15 protein-coding genes, 4 tRNA genes and 2 rRNA genes are annotated in these 13484 nt (G+C 62.0%); 17 read left to right on the top strand and 4 right to left on the bottom strand.

Annotated elements, in window-relative coordinates; all coding sequences use genetic code 11:
• The 10 genes from WMO64_RS09570 to WMO64_RS09525 form a co-directional block, all read left to right on the top strand.
• A 23S ribosomal RNA gene (locus tag WMO64_RS09570) occupies positions 1–126 on the top strand; the annotation flags it as partial.
• Positions 127–281: 155 nt separating this feature from the next.
• Positions 282–357, top strand: a tRNA-Lys gene (locus WMO64_RS09565).
• A 3-nt stretch (positions 358–360) separates the two neighbouring features.
• Positions 361–435, top strand: a tRNA-Glu gene (locus WMO64_RS09560).
• An 88-nt stretch (positions 436–523) separates the two neighbouring features.
• Positions 524–639: ribosomal RNA gene (gene rrf / locus WMO64_RS09555) — 5S ribosomal RNA — on the top strand.
• A 142-nt stretch (positions 640–781) separates the two neighbouring features.
• A complete protein-coding gene (locus WMO64_RS09550; protein WP_349231817.1) occupies positions 782–1114 on the top strand; it encodes an NAD(P)-dependent oxidoreductase in 333 nt (110 codons plus the stop codon).
• Positions 1115–1300: 186 nt separating this feature from the next.
• Positions 1301–2749, top strand: a complete 1449-nt coding sequence (locus tag WMO64_RS09545; RefSeq protein WP_349231816.1) for a recombinase family protein — start codon at positions 1301–1303, stop codon at positions 2747–2749.
• Between the two features lie 123 nt (positions 2750–2872).
• On the top strand, positions 2873–3346 hold the full coding sequence (locus WMO64_RS09540) for a methylglyoxal synthase (protein ID WP_349231815.1): 474 nt from the start codon (positions 2873–2875) through the stop codon (positions 3344–3346).
• 31 nt (positions 3347–3377) lie between these two features.
• Positions 3378–4580 (top strand): class I SAM-dependent rRNA methyltransferase, encoded by a 1203-nt coding sequence (locus WMO64_RS09535; RefSeq protein WP_349231814.1) that lies wholly within the window; start codon positions 3378–3380, stop codon positions 4578–4580.
• A gap of 83 nt (positions 4581–4663) precedes the next feature.
• The gene (locus WMO64_RS09530; RefSeq protein ID WP_006570814.1) at positions 4664–4801 is read left to right on the top strand and encodes a hypothetical protein; all 138 of its coding nucleotides are present in this window, start codon (positions 4664–4666) and stop codon (positions 4799–4801) included.
• A gap of 2 nt (positions 4802–4803) precedes the next feature.
• A complete protein-coding gene (locus WMO64_RS09525) occupies positions 4804–5385 on the top strand; it encodes a dipicolinate synthase subunit B (RefSeq protein WP_294516680.1) in 582 nt (193 codons plus the stop codon).
• A 220-nt stretch (positions 5386–5605) separates the two neighbouring features.
• Here the strand turns inward: WMO64_RS09525 and WMO64_RS09520 are convergent, their stop codons facing one another.
• A complete protein-coding gene (locus WMO64_RS09520) occupies positions 5606–7531 on the bottom strand; it encodes a VanW family protein (protein WP_349231813.1) in 1926 nt (641 codons plus the stop codon).
• A gap of 414 nt (positions 7532–7945) precedes the next feature.
• On the opposite strand from WMO64_RS09520, the gene WMO64_RS09515 reads away from it, so the two are divergent.
• Entirely contained in the window at positions 7946–9214 is a 1269-nt protein-coding gene (locus WMO64_RS09515) for a 5-bromo-4-chloroindolyl phosphate hydrolysis family protein (protein WP_349231812.1), read from the top strand.
• A 70-nt stretch (positions 9215–9284) separates the two neighbouring features.
• Here WMO64_RS09515 and WMO64_RS09510 read toward each other — a convergent pair whose 3' ends face one another.
• The 3 genes from WMO64_RS09510 to WMO64_RS09500 all read right to left on the bottom strand — a co-directional run bounded on the left by WMO64_RS09510 (position 9285) and on the right by WMO64_RS09500 (position 10361).
• A complete protein-coding gene (locus WMO64_RS09510) occupies positions 9285–9650 on the bottom strand; it encodes a DUF6483 family protein (RefSeq protein ID WP_294516686.1) in 366 nt (121 codons plus the stop codon).
• Positions 9651–10188: 538 nt separating this feature from the next.
• Positions 10189–10273: transfer RNA gene (locus tag WMO64_RS09505), tRNA-Tyr, on the bottom strand.
• A 12-nt stretch (positions 10274–10285) separates the two neighbouring features.
• Positions 10286–10361: transfer RNA gene (locus WMO64_RS09500), tRNA-Thr, on the bottom strand.
• Between the two features lie 311 nt (positions 10362–10672).
• Here WMO64_RS09500 and WMO64_RS09495 point away from each other — a divergent pair.
• The 6 genes from WMO64_RS09495 (at position 10673) to WMO64_RS09470 (ending at position 13432) form a co-directional block, all read left to right on the top strand.
• Entirely contained in the window at positions 10673–10906 is a 234-nt protein-coding gene (locus tag WMO64_RS09495; RefSeq protein ID WP_294516688.1) for a hypothetical protein, read from the top strand.
• Positions 10887–11210, top strand: a complete 324-nt coding sequence (locus tag WMO64_RS09490; RefSeq protein WP_294516690.1) for a sigma-70 family RNA polymerase sigma factor — start codon at positions 10887–10889, stop codon at positions 11208–11210. The genes WMO64_RS09495 and WMO64_RS09490 overlap by 20 nt, the downstream gene beginning before the upstream one ends.
• A gap of 141 nt (positions 11211–11351) precedes the next feature.
• The gene (locus WMO64_RS09485) at positions 11352–11726 is read left to right on the top strand and encodes a GntR family transcriptional regulator (RefSeq protein WP_294516692.1); all 375 of its coding nucleotides are present in this window, start codon (positions 11352–11354) and stop codon (positions 11724–11726) included.
• 1 nt (position 11727) lies between these two features.
• Entirely contained in the window at positions 11728–12591 is an 864-nt protein-coding gene (locus tag WMO64_RS09480; protein WP_349231811.1) for an ABC transporter ATP-binding protein, read from the top strand.
• On the top strand, positions 12588–13229 hold the full coding sequence (locus WMO64_RS09475; protein WP_294516697.1) for an ABC-2 transporter permease: 642 nt from the start codon (positions 12588–12590) through the stop codon (positions 13227–13229). Before WMO64_RS09480 ends, WMO64_RS09475 begins: the two co-directional genes overlap by 4 nt.
• A gap of 68 nt (positions 13230–13297) precedes the next feature.
• Positions 13298–13432: a hypothetical protein gene (locus WMO64_RS09470; RefSeq protein WP_294516699.1), complete on the top strand. Its 135-nt coding sequence runs from the start codon at positions 13298–13300 to the stop codon at positions 13430–13432.
• Positions 13433–13484: the final 52 nt, after the last annotated feature.

Raw genomic sequence — 13484 nt, 5'->3', positions numbered from 1 at the left:
CTAAGATGAGGTCTCTCACTCTTCGTGAGGTAAGGCTCGATGTAGACTACATCGTTGATAGGCCGGAGGTGGAAGTGCAGTAATGTATGCAGCTGACCGGTACTAATCAGCCGAGGGCTTGACCTTAACATGAAACATGCAGGCTGCTTGCGAAGCAGCGGAGGATCTACATTGTTCGGTTTTGAGGGTGCAGCAAGCGCCCCCACTTTTGAGAGAAGAAAGTTCATAAAGAGAATGAATTAAAGTTTTCTTTGCGTACTTTCTTTTTCAAAAGAAAGTACGCGCCTTTAGCTCAGTTGGTAGAGCAACTGACTCTTAATCAGTGGGTCCCCGGTTCGAATCCGTGAAGGCGCACCACAAGGCCCGTTGGTCAAGCGGCTAAGACGGCGGCCTCTCACGCCGCAAACGTGGGTTCGATTCCCGCACGGGTCACCATTTTTCCCAGCGATTTCCTCTTGACAGCGTAGTGAGAGCGCTGTATAATAGAATAATTGATTTTGATTGGTGAAAGCCAATTGAAATAGTTGGTGTTGATTGCGGTGAGGGTCCACCCGTTCCCATCCCGAACACGGCAGTTAAGCTCACCTGCGCCGAAAATACTTGGCTGGAGACGGCCCGGAAAGATAGGTAACGCCAACACAAAGAGTTAGAAGCGGCAGACAGATGTCTGTCGCTTCTTTTTTGCTGTTTCCGCCAACACCGGAAACGGCTTTTTAGTCTGGCCAAGTGATGTGAAATCCCCCATGCGGTACCTACTGCGGAGGGTGCCATCCAGATCGCCATGGAGGAACTGCCCATTACCATCCACGGCGCCCGGGTGCTGGTGATCGGCTACGGCCGGGTGGGCCGCATGACGGCCCAGCGGTTCCAGGCGCTGGGGGCCAGGGTCAGCGTGGCCGCACGGAAATATGCGGATCTGGCCTGGGCGGAGAGCCTTGGTATGGGTGTGGAGCAGACCGGCCATCTTTTAGGCTGGCTGTGCGGCTACGACCTTGTGATCAATACTGTGCCCGCCCGGGTGCTGGGCGAGGCGGAGCTGGGGGACCTGAAGCCGGGCTGCCTGGTCATTGACCTTGTCTCAAAGCCCGGGGGGGCGGAGGAAGCGGTTGGATAAAAAGCTGACATAGAGACAGGGACGCCCCGATAGAATGGCAGTGGGCCCCAATATGGGCCGGAAAGGGGGTGTCCGGCGTGAAACGGGCGGAGATCTATCCTGTGACCTGCCGCTATACGGAAGTAGGGCCTACTCTGGAACAGCTGCTGGCAGCGCTGTCACGGGAGCGAAGGGAGGCGGGACGGATTGACGGAACCAAGGGTGGGGCTGTACCTCCGTCTCTCCCGTGAGGACGAGGAGGAGGGCGAGTCCCAGAGCATTGCCAACCAGCGGGAGTACCTCCGGCAGTACGCATCGGCCCGGGGGTGGTCCGTAGCGGCCATCTACACCGACGACGGCTACACCGGCACCAACTTTGACCGGCCGGGCTTCCTGCGGCTGCTGGCAGACGTGGAGGCCGGAAGGATCAACACCGTGCTCACCAAGGACCTGTCCCGGCTGGGCAGGGACCAGATCGGCACCATGTACTACTACCAGATCTACTTCCCACAGCGGAGGGTGCGGTATATCGCCGTCAGCGAGGGCATTGACACCGGCATGGGGGGCAGCGGGGAGCTGATACTGCCCTTTCTGGCGGCGGCCAACGACTTCTACACCGCCGACATCTCCCGCAAGGTGCGCACGGCCCTGGAGGTACGGAAGAGGAGCGGCCGCTTCATCGGCGCTCAGCCGCCCATGGGCTACCGGAAGGACCCGGAAACCCCGGGGCGGCTCATCCCCGACCCGGAGACCGGCCCGGTGATCGGGCTGCTGTTCCGCACCTTCCTCTCCTGCGGCTCCGTCAGCGGCACAGCCAGGGCCCTGACGGCAGGGGGTATCCCCACCCCTTCCCAGTATAAAAAAGGGCCGCAGAGCCGCTTCCCGGGGCTGTGGAGCGGCACCATGGTGCGGCGTGTCCTCACCAACCCCACCTACGCGGGGCACCTGACCCAGAACCGAGCCAGAAAAGTGGGATACAAGGTGGAAAAACGGGTGACACTGCCCAGAGAGGACTGGATCGTTGTGCCCAACACCCACCAGCCCCTGGTGAGCCAGCAGGTCTTTGACCGGGCGCAGGAGCTGCTGGCCGTGCGGAGCTACGCGCCCCGGACCGGGAGCAGCCATCTGCTGACCGGGCTGGCCTTCTGCGGCGGCTGCGGCTCCCCCATGACCTATGTCAGAGGCAGGGGCGGCAGCTGCTACATGGTCTGCCAGGGCAGCCGGAGAGGGGGCTGTCCGTCCTCTCACTGTATGCGGGAGGACGCCGTCATCGAGACCATCCGCCGCCAGCTGGCGGAACTGGCAGCGGGGATCAGCCGGCAGGCGGAGCCGCCGCAGGAGCAGTCTCGTGGGGAGGGGGAGAGCAGAGCCATAGACCGCTGGACGGAAGCGGCGGGACTGCTGTACCGGGACCGGGCGGCAGGACTGCTGACCGAGGAGGAGTTCCGCGCCCTGCTGGGAGCGGCGCGCAGAGCCCGTGAGGCGGCGGAATTTTGCCGGCATCAGGCCAGCGTGGCCCGTGAGGCAGCCCGGCAGGCGGAGGCCCTGGAGCGGCTGGACCGGGACACCCTGACCGCCCTGGTGGAGCGGGTGGTGGTGCACCATGACAAGACCCTGGAGGTGGTGTTCCGGTTCCGGAGGCCGGAGGCAGGCTGAGGGAACCTCTTGTATTCCGGGCGGATTTATATTAGAATTTAAACCGTATGGCCAACCCCCTGGGGGGCGCACCGCCGCGTGCGGGAGCTGCTGGGCGGGAAATCAGTTGAGAGGATGAGTTCCATGAGAGACGAGACCTTTATCGAGCAGGTGCTGCCCGCCCAGAAGCGGATTGCCCTCATTGCCCACGACAATATGAAGCCGGAGATCATCGACTGGTGCCAGAAGAACAAGGAGGTCCTGAGCGGCCATTTCCTGTGCGGCACGGGCACCACGGCCCGGATGATCGCCGACCGCACCGGCCTGCCGGTCTACGGCTACAACAGCGGCCCGCTGGGCGGCGACCAGCAGGTGGGCGCCCAGATCGTGGAGGGAAAAATCGACCTGGTGATCTTCTTCTCCGACCCTCTCACCGCCCAGCCCCACGACCCGGATGTGAAGGCCCTGCTGCGCATCGCCCAGGTCTATGACATCCCCATTGCCAACAACCGGGCCACCGCCGACTTCCTCATCAGCTCGCCCCTGATGAGTACCACCTATACCCACTATGTCACCGACTTCAAACAGGCGGTGTCCAAGCGGGCGGCCACCCTGTAAGGGCGCGATTCCACAAAAGAGAGAGGTAACTATGGAGCAGGCAGCAATTCGGCTCAAGCGGGGGGAGGGCCGGTCCTTCAAGGCCGGCGGCCCCTGGATTTACGACAACGAGATCGGGGAGATCACCCCCGGCTGTGAGGACGGCGGCATCGTCCGCATCGAGGATTACAACGGCTATGTGCTGGGCTGGGGCTTTCTCAACCGGAAATCCACCATCGCAGTGCGGGTCCTGTCCCGGAAGGCGGACGCGGTCATCGACGAGGCCTTTCTGGAGGCCCGTGTGCGGGCGGCCTGGCAGTACCGGAAGGACACGGTGGAGACCGACAGCTGCCGGGTGATCTTCGGCGAGGCGGACTTCCTCCCCGGCCTGGTGGTGGATAAGTTCTCCGACGTGCTGGTGGTGGAGTCCCTGGCCCTGGGCATCGACCAGCTCAAGGACACCATTCTCAAGGCCCTGGTGAAGGTGCTGGCAGAGGACGGGATCACCGTCCGGGGCATCTATGAGCGCAGCGACGCCAAGGTGCGGCTGAAGGAGGGCATGGAGCGGGTCAAGGGATTTTTGTCCACACCCTTTGACACCAAGGTGGAAATTTCGGAGAACGGCGTGCGCTATCTGGTGGACGTGGAGGAGGGCCAGAAGACCGGCTACTTCCTGGACCAGAAGTATAACCGCCGGGCCATCCAGCCCCTGTGCCGGGGCAAGCGGGTGCTGGACTGCTTCACCCACACCGGCGCCTTTGCCCTCAACGCCGCTGTGGCGGGGGCACGGGAGGTGGTGGGCGTGGACGCGTCGGAGACCGGCGTGCGCCAGGCGGAGGAGAACGCCCGGCTCAACGGCGTGGAGGACCGGGTGAAGTTCCTGTGCCGGGACGTGTTCGACCTGCTGCCCGAGCTGGACCGGGCAGGGGAGCGGTTCGACGTGGTCATTCTGGACCCGCCGGCCTTCACCAAGTCCCGGGATTCGGTGAAAAAGGCGGTGCGGGGATACCGGGAGATCAATCTGCGGGGCATCCGCCTGGTGGAGAACGGGGGCTATCTGGCCACCTGCTCCTGCTCCCATTTCATGATGCCCGAGCTCTTCACCAACACCATCGCCCAGGCGGCCCGGGACGCCCACCGCCGCCTGCGGCAGGTGGAGTACCGCACCCAGTCGGCCGACCACCCCATTCTGTGGGGGGCGGACGAGTCCTACTACCTGAAGTTCTATATCTTCCAGGTCTGCGACGACATGTGAATATAAGGACATCGGGCTCCCGCATTGGAACGGGAGCCCGATGTTTTTATGTCCGCGCTTATCCAACCGGCAACGCCGCGGGGGTGGATTTTGAGGCGGCCGCCCGGCTGGGGGTGCGGGTCATCTGGGCCCTGTCCCTGCCGGGCAAGACGGCGCCGGTGACCGCCGGGGAGAGCATCAAAAACACCATCTACAATATGTTGAGCGAGTTAGGAGTGTGAGCATGGAAGACTGGAAGGTAGGCTTTGCCTTTTGCGGCTCCTTCTGTACATACGACAAAGCCATGGCGGCCCTGGAGGAAGTCCACCGGCGGTGGCCGGACGTGACCCCCATCATCTCCGAGCGCAGCGCCGCCACGGACACCCGCTTCGGCAACGCCCACGACTTTATGCGGGAGATGCAGCGCATCTGCGACAGGCGGCCCATCGACTCCATCCGGGCCGCCGAGCCCATCGGCCCCAAGAAGCTGTTGGATGTGCTGGTCATCTGCCCCTGCACGGGCAACACCCTGGCCAAGCTGGCCGCCGGCATCACCGACTCCTCGGTGACCATGGCGGCCAAGGCCCACCTGCGCAACGGCCGGCCCCTGGTCATCGCTGTGGCCACCAACGACGGCCTAGCCTCCAGCGCGAAGAACATCGGCGCGCTGCTGGACAAGAAAAACGTGTACTTTGTCCCCTTCCGCCAGGACGACCCGGAGGGCAAGCCCACCTCCCTGGTGGCGGACTTTGACCGCATCCCCGAGACGGTGGAGGCGGCCATGGCGGGCAGGCAGGTCCAGCCCGTGCTGCTGGGCAGCCTCTGAACAGGAGAAAACGCAGACAGCCCGCGCCGGTACCGGCGCGGGCTGTTCATGCAAAGGAAGGAAAGAGGGATACATGAAATGAAGAAGATGCTGTCTCTCGCTGATTCTTATCCTACGGTAAAATTGTAAACAAAGAAAACAAAAAGTATTACAAAAGATTTAAATCATCAGAAAAAATAAAAAACGGAGCGCTCCCCAAAGAGGGAGCGCTCCGTCTGGTTCAGTTGGCCGGTTCGGAGGGATTGACGATGGGGATTCCCTCCGGCGGGGTGTTGCCGTCGGCGTCCGGGGTGGCGGAGGGGGAGGACGACGGGGACTCAGACGGCGTCTCCGACGGCGACGGGGAGGGGGACTGGGAGGGCGGCGTGCTCTCCGAGGGGGAGGGCGTCACCGACTGGGACGGCGACGGGGAGGGAGAGGCCGAAGGCGCGGTGCTCTCCGAGGGAGAGGGCGACGGGCTGGTCACCGGCGTCAGATTCCGCAGGCCGGTGGCCGGGTCGATGCCCAGCGCGGCGGCGTCGGCCGGGTTGTAGAAGTAGTAGGCGTTGCGGACAGAGAAGGTGTCGGTGTGAATGACGGTGTCGCTGATGACGTTGCCGTCGGCATCCCGCAGGCGCTGGTGGACCTCCACCTTCTTGCCGGTGTAGCCGGTGCGGGTGGAGTCCTTCTGGGGCTGGCTGCCCTGGGGCACCGAGTCCTTGGCCTCGTAGTAGGTCTCATAGGGGATGGTCTCCAGCAGCACGGAGTAGGGGTCGCCGTAGATGCCGGTGGTGTTGGTGCCGTAGATGGTCACGTTGCACCAGCGGGTACCGTTGCTGTCCTTGGTCAGGGTGGCGACGACCTTGATGGGGTAGTCGGTGTTGTTCTTGAACTTGAAGTCAAGGGTATCGCTGTACACGGTGGCGTCCATGCCGGAGGGCAGGTAGCCCACGTCGTACTTGTGCTTGGTGCGCTCCACAGTCTCCAGGTTGGCCTTCAAGGTGGTGTAGTAGATGGTGGAGGAGAGCTGGCACACGCCGCCGGCCCAGGTGTCCTGGGTGGTGCCGCTGACGTAGGCGCCCGCCTTCAGGTAGCCGCCTGCCTGGGAGTAAGGCTCGCACAGCTCGTTGTAGGAGAACACCTCGCCGGGCAGCAGGATGGTGCCGTTGACCCGCTCACAGGCGGTCTCCACGTTGTGCCAGCGGTTGGAGGGACCGGAGGTCTTGGTGCTGCTCTTGCCCAGCACGTCCTTGAACAGGCTGGACTCCAGCTTTTCGGTGGTCATGTCCGGCTCGGTCAGGGTGAGGGGCACCTCGCACTCCGCCCCCTCCTCGGTGCGCTCCATCAGGGCCTGGGCGGTGGAGATGCCGAAGCTGACGCCGGTGACCGACGGGACGATCTCGCTGGTCTCCTTGTCCAGATAGGCGTCCACCGGCTCCTTGTACACCTCCCGGTAGATGGCCTCAAAGTCCAGCGCCTCAGGGGGCGTGACGTGGGGGGCCACTTCGATGGAGGTGCGGCCGGTGAGCAGGCTGTCGATAACCAGGTCCCGGAAGTCGGCGGCGTTGACGCTCAGGCCGGAGACGCCCTTGTGGATGACCAGGGCGGTGTCGGTCACCTCATAGGTGCTCTCGGTGAGGCCGGAGTCCAGCGCCTTGGTCAGCTCGCCGGGCAGGTCGGTGAGCAGCTGCTCCAGCTCCGCGGAGGGCTGGGGCTGGGCGGTAATGGCGTAGCCGCCGCCGAAGGTGGCCTTCAGCCAGGCGATGCCGCCGCCCAGAAAGCCCTGCTCCCGGCCGTGGGACCAGGCGTCAGCCGACAGGGACGCCGCGTCCAGCTGAAACAGGGGGCCGCTGCCGGTGACATCCCGGTCCAGCTGGGGGTACTCGCTGCTGGTCAGCTGGAAGGAGGTGGGGTACCAGCCCTCAGCCTCCTGACTGATGGTCTGGGAGGCCTGCTCCTGGGTCATACCGGACAGGTCCAGGGTGTGGTCCTCCACCGTCAGGGTGGTGCTGGGCAGGATCCGCCCGGTGCTCACCCAGGCGCACAGGGCCACATAGGCCCCGGCCAGGAGGACCAGAAGTACGACGATCACGATGACGGCAACCTTAGCGCCGCCGGATTTGCTTTTTTTTGGCATGACGCGCTTGCCGTCCGCGCTGTTTCCCATGATAATCACTCCAATATCCCGCAGAATCTACGAAATCAGTATACATTATAGGGCCCGGTGCCGGGGAAAGCAATTACAGAACGGTTACACATTTGCCCGGCTGTACCGGGCGGACCGGTCCGGGCCGCCGCCGGAGGGAAACCGGATGGGAACCCCGCCCCTCTTTACAAGAAAGTGCTTTCGTTGTATCATATCTCCATCCATACCCACGGCTGTACCGTGGGCATTCCGGCCCGGAGCGGGCGGCCCGTCCTGGCCATTGTATCACATTTTATGGACCGTGGGCGGGAAAGAACATAAATTTTAAAGATTTTAAAGAAAAAATCAATCTATTTTTTCCACAGATATGATATTATATGATCCAGCAGGAGACGGCGGCCGGTCCGCCGGAGCGGAATATAGGAGGCGCTACCCATGGCGTACAGCTACAACAACAACAGCGGCGGCAGCAACAACGGGGACTTGATATCCTGGATTGTGGTGGTGGCCGCGCTGGTGATCTTCTGGCCTGTGGGCCTGGTGCTGCTGTTCATGAAGCTGACGGGCCGGTCCTTCGGCAGCAGGCGGAACAACGGCAGTTCCTACGGCTCCAGCCCCACCGGGCCCTACCGCGCTTCGGGCAGCCAGTCCTGGGGCCAGAGCTCGGGCTATAAGTACGAGTACCGCTATCAGGGCCAGAGCGCGCCCCGCCAGGGCGGCCAGACCACCCAGAATACACAGACCAGCCAGAATGCACAGAGGACCACCCAGCCTGGGATGCAGGGCGTCAGCGACCAGCCCCGGGACAAGAAGGGACGGTTTATGCCCAGGCGCCGGCCTGTGGATCTGAACAAGGGCAAGGGCATGATGGTCTGGGGCACGATCCTGGCCATTTTGGGCGGTTTCATCTCCTTTGTGGAGTTCTTCGACACCATGGGCATGGGCTTTATCTACATGCTTCAGAGCATCGGTTTCCCTCTGGGTGTGCTGGGCGCGGGCCTGGTGCTGCTGGTGTGCGGCACCCAGCGGAACAAGAAGGCCAAGCGCTTCCGCAAGTACTTAGCCCTCATCGGCAAGCGGGAGAGCATCTCCATCGGCTCCCTGGCCCAGGCCATGCCCGTGTCCTACCACACCGCCTGTGATGACATCCAGGAGATGCTGGACGAGGGGTATATCCCCACCGGCTACCTGGACATGGCCAGCGGCCGCCTGATCCTGTCCGACGAGGGGCTCCAGGAGGAGCCCGAGCCTGAGGAGGAGGAGCAGCCCGCGCCGCCGGAGGACGACGACGCCATCCTCCGGGAGATCCGCCAGGTGAACGACGCCATTGAGGACCCGGTGATGAGCGAGAAGATCGACCGCATCGGCGAGATCACCGGCAAGATCCTGGACTACCAGAGGAAGAACCCCAACAAGAACAGCCAGCTGCGCAGCTTCCTCAACTACTACCTGCCCACCACCCTGAAGATCCTGAAGGCCTACGCCCAGATGGAGGCCCAGGGCATCGAGGGGGAGAACATCTCCGCCGCCAAAGAGCGGATTGAGGGCATGATGGACAAGGTGGTGGAGGGCTTTGAGAAGCAGCTTGACAAGCTCTTCCAGGACGACGCCATGGACATCACCACCGACGTGGAGGTGCTGGAGCGGATGCTGGACAAGGACGGCCTCTCCGGCAAGGGCGACGGCTTCCAGATGGGGATATAGCAGAACCTGACATCAAGCAGAAATCCCGTGAGACGGCATGCAGGCCGCCCCACGGGATTTTTTTGCGCTGTCAGGGCAGCACCACGCCGTACTGGTCCATCACGTCGTGGAGGCCCTCCTCGATCTCCTGGCGGGAGAAATTGCCCTCCTCCAGCTCCTGGTCGGAGAGCAGGTTCAGGCGGAAGTAGAAGTCCACCGCCACCTCCAGAAGAGCGGGGTCATCCTCATCCAGGGCGGAGAAGAGCAGGTCCTCTCCGTCGGCAATGCGGCCCTCCCGCAGCAGGGCGTTGAGGGAGGCGTGAAGGCTGTCGGCGGCGGTCAGGGTCTCCCGCCCGCCGTGGTTCTCGTACTCCGCCGTGTCTTTGTGGAACATAATTTTGGCAATGGCCAGGGTCAAGGTCTCGATCTGGCGCATCATCCAGTCCTGAGTCAGCATAACAGAGGGCTCCTCTCCGGAGAATTATCCCAATAGGGGGACTTTTATAGAACACTAGTTTGATTAACATAAGAAAGTTGTATTGACGCCGAGGACGGTAGGTGGTAAGATAGACGAGAACTAGAACACAAGTTCTATTTACCCCGGGGAACATACAGCAGGGAAGGGGGGATGCATAACGTCCGGCGGGAGGATGGGCGGAGCCGGACAGGGAAGCAGCGCTGGTGCGGCACGAGCAGTGGACAGGTTCGACCGCGTTGCAGGGGAAAAATTTTCATCAGTGTACCACACTTCCGGTGAAAAGTAAATTTCCGTTTTCCTGAGACACAAGAGGCGAACGCAGCCAGGAGCCGGTTCGGATCCACCGGACAAAAGAAAAACGGCAACCTCAATGAGGTCACCAAGGAGGACGCCGCCGGAGGCGGCCCAAACCTAAGCCCAGCGGAGCGGGTTCGGTTTGGGAAGGAAGAGCAGCAGAATGAGCGCGCTCTGATTTTGATAAAAAATCAGAGCAAGCGATATGACGCTTGCTCTGACGTGGTGGAGGAGGGTGGATTCGAACCACCGAAGCGAGACGCAACAGATTTACAGTCTGCCCCCTTTGGCCACTCGGGAACTCCTCCATATGAAATTATTGGAGCTGGTGGACGGACTCGAACCCCCGACCTGCTGATTACAAATCAGCTGCTCTACCAACTGAGCTACACCAGCGTTTCAGCTCTCAGCTCGTCCACAACGTTGCTCATTATATCAGGCAAAGGGAGGGTTGTCAACAGGAAAAGCAAAAAAATTTCAAAAAATTTTGAGAGGGCGGAATGGGCGTCCAAAGGACAGGAGAGGAAGCACGAACGGGAGGATTTTTACCGATCCGCTACGGGATGTGCAGCGGGAACCGGCGGCGGCCTGGTGCAGGCGCTGCCGGCAGGAGATCTACGCCTGGGAGCTGGCGGAGGGGGAGGACCTGTGTCCCCAGTGCCGGGCGGAGGAAAAACGAGAGGGAATGGAGCGAAGCAAGGAGATACATGACGTTACTGGAGATGTCAGTGGAATACCGGGCCCAGGCCCAGGTCCTGCGGCGGCGGATCAGCGAGCTGGAGCTGCGCCGCGCCAATGAGCCGGACGCCACCGAGCGGCTGGTTCTGGAGGACCGCATCAGAATTTTGGAGACAATGTGGCGGGAGGCCAGGGATCTGGCCGTGGTCACGGAGCGATATTACGACAGGGGGTATTGGCGCAATGTCAAATACGCGATATAAGAGGGGCGGCGCCTACGCCGCGGACATGGCGGTGTACGCCAGGACTATGGCGGAGGACAACCGGGCCCAGCGTTCCCGGCTGCGGCGCAACCTGATCCGGGCCCTTCAGGAGGACGTGACCCCCCATCAGCGGCGGGCCCTGCTGCTCTACTATGCCGAGGGCCTCAACATGCGGGAGATCGGGGAGCGGCTGGGGGTGGACAAGTCCACCGTCTCCCGCACCATCAAGCGGGGCGAGCGCCGCCTGCGCCGCTGCCTGCGGTACGGGGCCGCCAGCCTGCTCAACGCCCAAGAGGAGAACTGAATTGACAGATGGCCGCGCCATTGGGCGCGGCCATCTGCGTTTTCGGCGGAATAGAAATTTTACGTCTCCCTATTGACAGCGGCTGTTATCTGTGTTTATACTGTATATGATGAGTATACACAGTAAAACGAGGTGCACCGAATGGATATTATCATCAGCAATGCCGGCGGGGTGCCCATCTACGACCAGATCACCCGGCAGATCAAGGGCCTGATCCTGCGGGGTGAGCTGAAGGAGGGGGAGGCCCTCCCCTCCATGCGGCTGCTGGCCAGGGAGCTGCGCATTTCCGTCATCACCACGAAACGAGCCTATGAAGAGCTGGAGCGTGAGGGGTTCATTACCACGGTCCCGGGGAAGGGATGCTTTGTGGCGCCCCAGGACCCGGCGCTGGCCCGTGAGGAGACCCTCCGCCGGGTGGAGGAGCACCTGACCAGGGCTGTGGAGGCCGCCAAAGTGGGCGGCATCACCCTGGAGGAGATGACCGACACCCTCAACATCCTGTATGGAGACGAATAATATGGAAAACGCCATTGAAATCCGCCATCTCACCAAAGATTACGGCAGCTTCAAGCTGGACGACGTGTCCTTCGACGTGCCCATGGGCACGGTTGTGGGCCTGATCGGCGAGAACGGCGCCGGAAAATCCACCACCATCAAATGCATTCTGAACCTGATCCGCCGGGACGGCGGGGAGATTGTGCTGCTGGGCCGGGACAACATCGCCGACGAGCGGGCGGCCAAGGAGGAGATCGGGGTGGTGCTGGACGAGTCCACCTTCCACGACACCCTGCGCTCCGGCGATGTGGGGAAAATCCTCCGCCGGATCTATAAGAACTGGGACCAGCGGTTCTTTGAACAGCTGCTGAAGAAGTTCGACCTGCCGGAGAAAAAGCTCCTGAAGGACTACTCCCGGGGCATGAAGATGAAGCTGTCCATTGCGGCGGCCCTGTCGGCCAGGCCCCGGCTGCTCATTCTGGACGAGGCCACCGGCGGCCTGGACCCGGTGGTGCGGGACGAGATTCTGGACCAGTTCCTGGACTTTGTACGGGACGAGGACCATGCCATCCTCATCTCCAGCCACATCACCACCGACCTGGAGAAGGCGGCGGACTACGTGGTCTACCTCCACAAGGGCAAGGTGGCCCTCCAGGGGGCCAAGGACGAGCTGCTGGAGGAGTACGGCCGCCTGGTGTGCGGCAGAGCCGACCTGGACAAGGTGGACCGGGCCTTCCTGGTGGGCGTGCGGGAGAGCCAGTTCAGCTGTGAGGCCCTGGTACGGGACCGGGAGAAGTTTGTCCGGCTCTACCCGGAGCTGACCGTGGACCGGGTGACCCTGGACGAGATCATGGTCTTTACCGCGAAGGGGGATGTAGCGTCATGATGGGAATGGTTTATAAGGATTTTCTGGTCCAGCGCAAGCAGCTGGGATATTACATTGCGTTTTTTATCATGTATACAGTACTGGCTGTAATGGAAATCATGCCCACGGCCATCATGTACACCATGACCGTGCTCATCGGCATGCTGGTGCCCATGTCCACCTTTGCCTACGACGACCTGGCCCGGTGGAACAAGTACGCCGCCGCCACCCCTGCCGGACGTCGCGGCGTTGTGGCAGGCAAGTACGTCTTTTCCCTGCTCGCTGTGCTGCTAGCGGCGGCCTTCTCCGCTGTGCTGGTGGTGGCCGTACTCATGTTGAAGCCGGAGCTGGGGGCTGTGGACGAGATGCTCATCGGGCTGCTAATCTGCACGCTTATCTCCATCCTCATTGACGCCGTGATTCTCCCTGTGTTCATCAAGTTCGGCGCGGAGAAGAGCCGTGTCATCAGCATCATCATCTTTGTCGCTATCTTCGGCGGAATCCTGCTGCTGGGCCAGCTGGCCGAGACGATGGACGGCATTGTCATCCCCGAGTGGTTCTTCCTGGCCCTGCCCGGTCTGCTGGTTCTGCTGACCATCGGAGGCTATATCATCTCCTACTTTATCGCCCGTGGGATTTTTGAGAAGAAGGAGCTGTAAGGCCTCTTGCGCCCATGCCCTGCCCTGTGGTAAACTGGAGGAAGAAAAAGGGAAGGAGCGTGGGGATCATGACTGCACACGAAGCCATCCAGGAGCTGCTGAAGATCCAGCAGTACTGCACCCCCCGTTCTCTCGCCGCCGTGGATTACGCCATCCGGGCCATCCAGGAGAAGGAAGCGCGGGAGAAAGCGGAGAAGGAGTAAAGCCCCTGTCCGACAAAAAGGCCGCCTCATCAGACGATGAGGCGGCCTTTTT

Origin of the sequence: Pseudoflavonifractor intestinihominis, from assembly GCF_040096055.1 — a bacterium.
GTDB lineage: Bacteria > Bacillota > Clostridia > Oscillospirales > Oscillospiraceae > Pseudoflavonifractor > Pseudoflavonifractor intestinihominis.
This window is presented reverse-complemented; position numbering and strand designations above follow the sequence as displayed.

Coding starts and splice junctions, on each gene's coding strand:
- WMO64_RS09550 (WP_349231817.1), top strand. CDS start 782: ATGGAGGAACTGCCCATTACCATCCACGGCGCCCGGGTGCTGGTGATC.
- WMO64_RS09540 (WP_349231815.1), top strand. CDS start 2,873: ATGAGAGACGAGACCTTTATCGAGCAGGTGCTGCCCGCCCAGAAGCGG.
- WMO64_RS09535 (WP_349231814.1), top strand. CDS start 3,378: ATGGAGCAGGCAGCAATTCGGCTCAAGCGGGGGGAGGGCCGGTCCTTC.
- WMO64_RS09525 (WP_294516680.1), top strand. CDS start 4,804: ATGGAAGACTGGAAGGTAGGCTTTGCCTTTTGCGGCTCCTTCTGTACA.
- WMO64_RS09520 (WP_349231813.1), bottom strand. CDS start 7,531: ATGGGAAACAGCGCGGACGGCAAGCGCGTCATGCCAAAAAAAAGCAAA.
- WMO64_RS09515 (WP_349231812.1), top strand. CDS start 7,946: ATGGCGTACAGCTACAACAACAACAGCGGCGGCAGCAACAACGGGGAC.
- WMO64_RS09510 (WP_294516686.1), bottom strand. CDS start 9,650: ATGCTGACTCAGGACTGGATGATGCGCCAGATCGAGACCTTGACCCTG.
- WMO64_RS09495 (WP_294516688.1), top strand. CDS start 10,673: ATGACGTTACTGGAGATGTCAGTGGAATACCGGGCCCAGGCCCAGGTC.
- WMO64_RS09490 (WP_294516690.1), top strand. CDS start 10,887: ATGTCAAATACGCGATATAAGAGGGGCGGCGCCTACGCCGCGGACATG.
- WMO64_RS09485 (WP_294516692.1), top strand. CDS start 11,352: ATGGATATTATCATCAGCAATGCCGGCGGGGTGCCCATCTACGACCAG.
- WMO64_RS09480 (WP_349231811.1), top strand. CDS start 11,728: ATGGAAAACGCCATTGAAATCCGCCATCTCACCAAAGATTACGGCAGC.
- WMO64_RS09475 (WP_294516697.1), top strand. CDS start 12,588: ATGATGGGAATGGTTTATAAGGATTTTCTGGTCCAGCGCAAGCAGCTG.
- WMO64_RS09470 (WP_294516699.1), top strand. CDS start 13,298: ATGACTGCACACGAAGCCATCCAGGAGCTGCTGAAGATCCAGCAGTAC.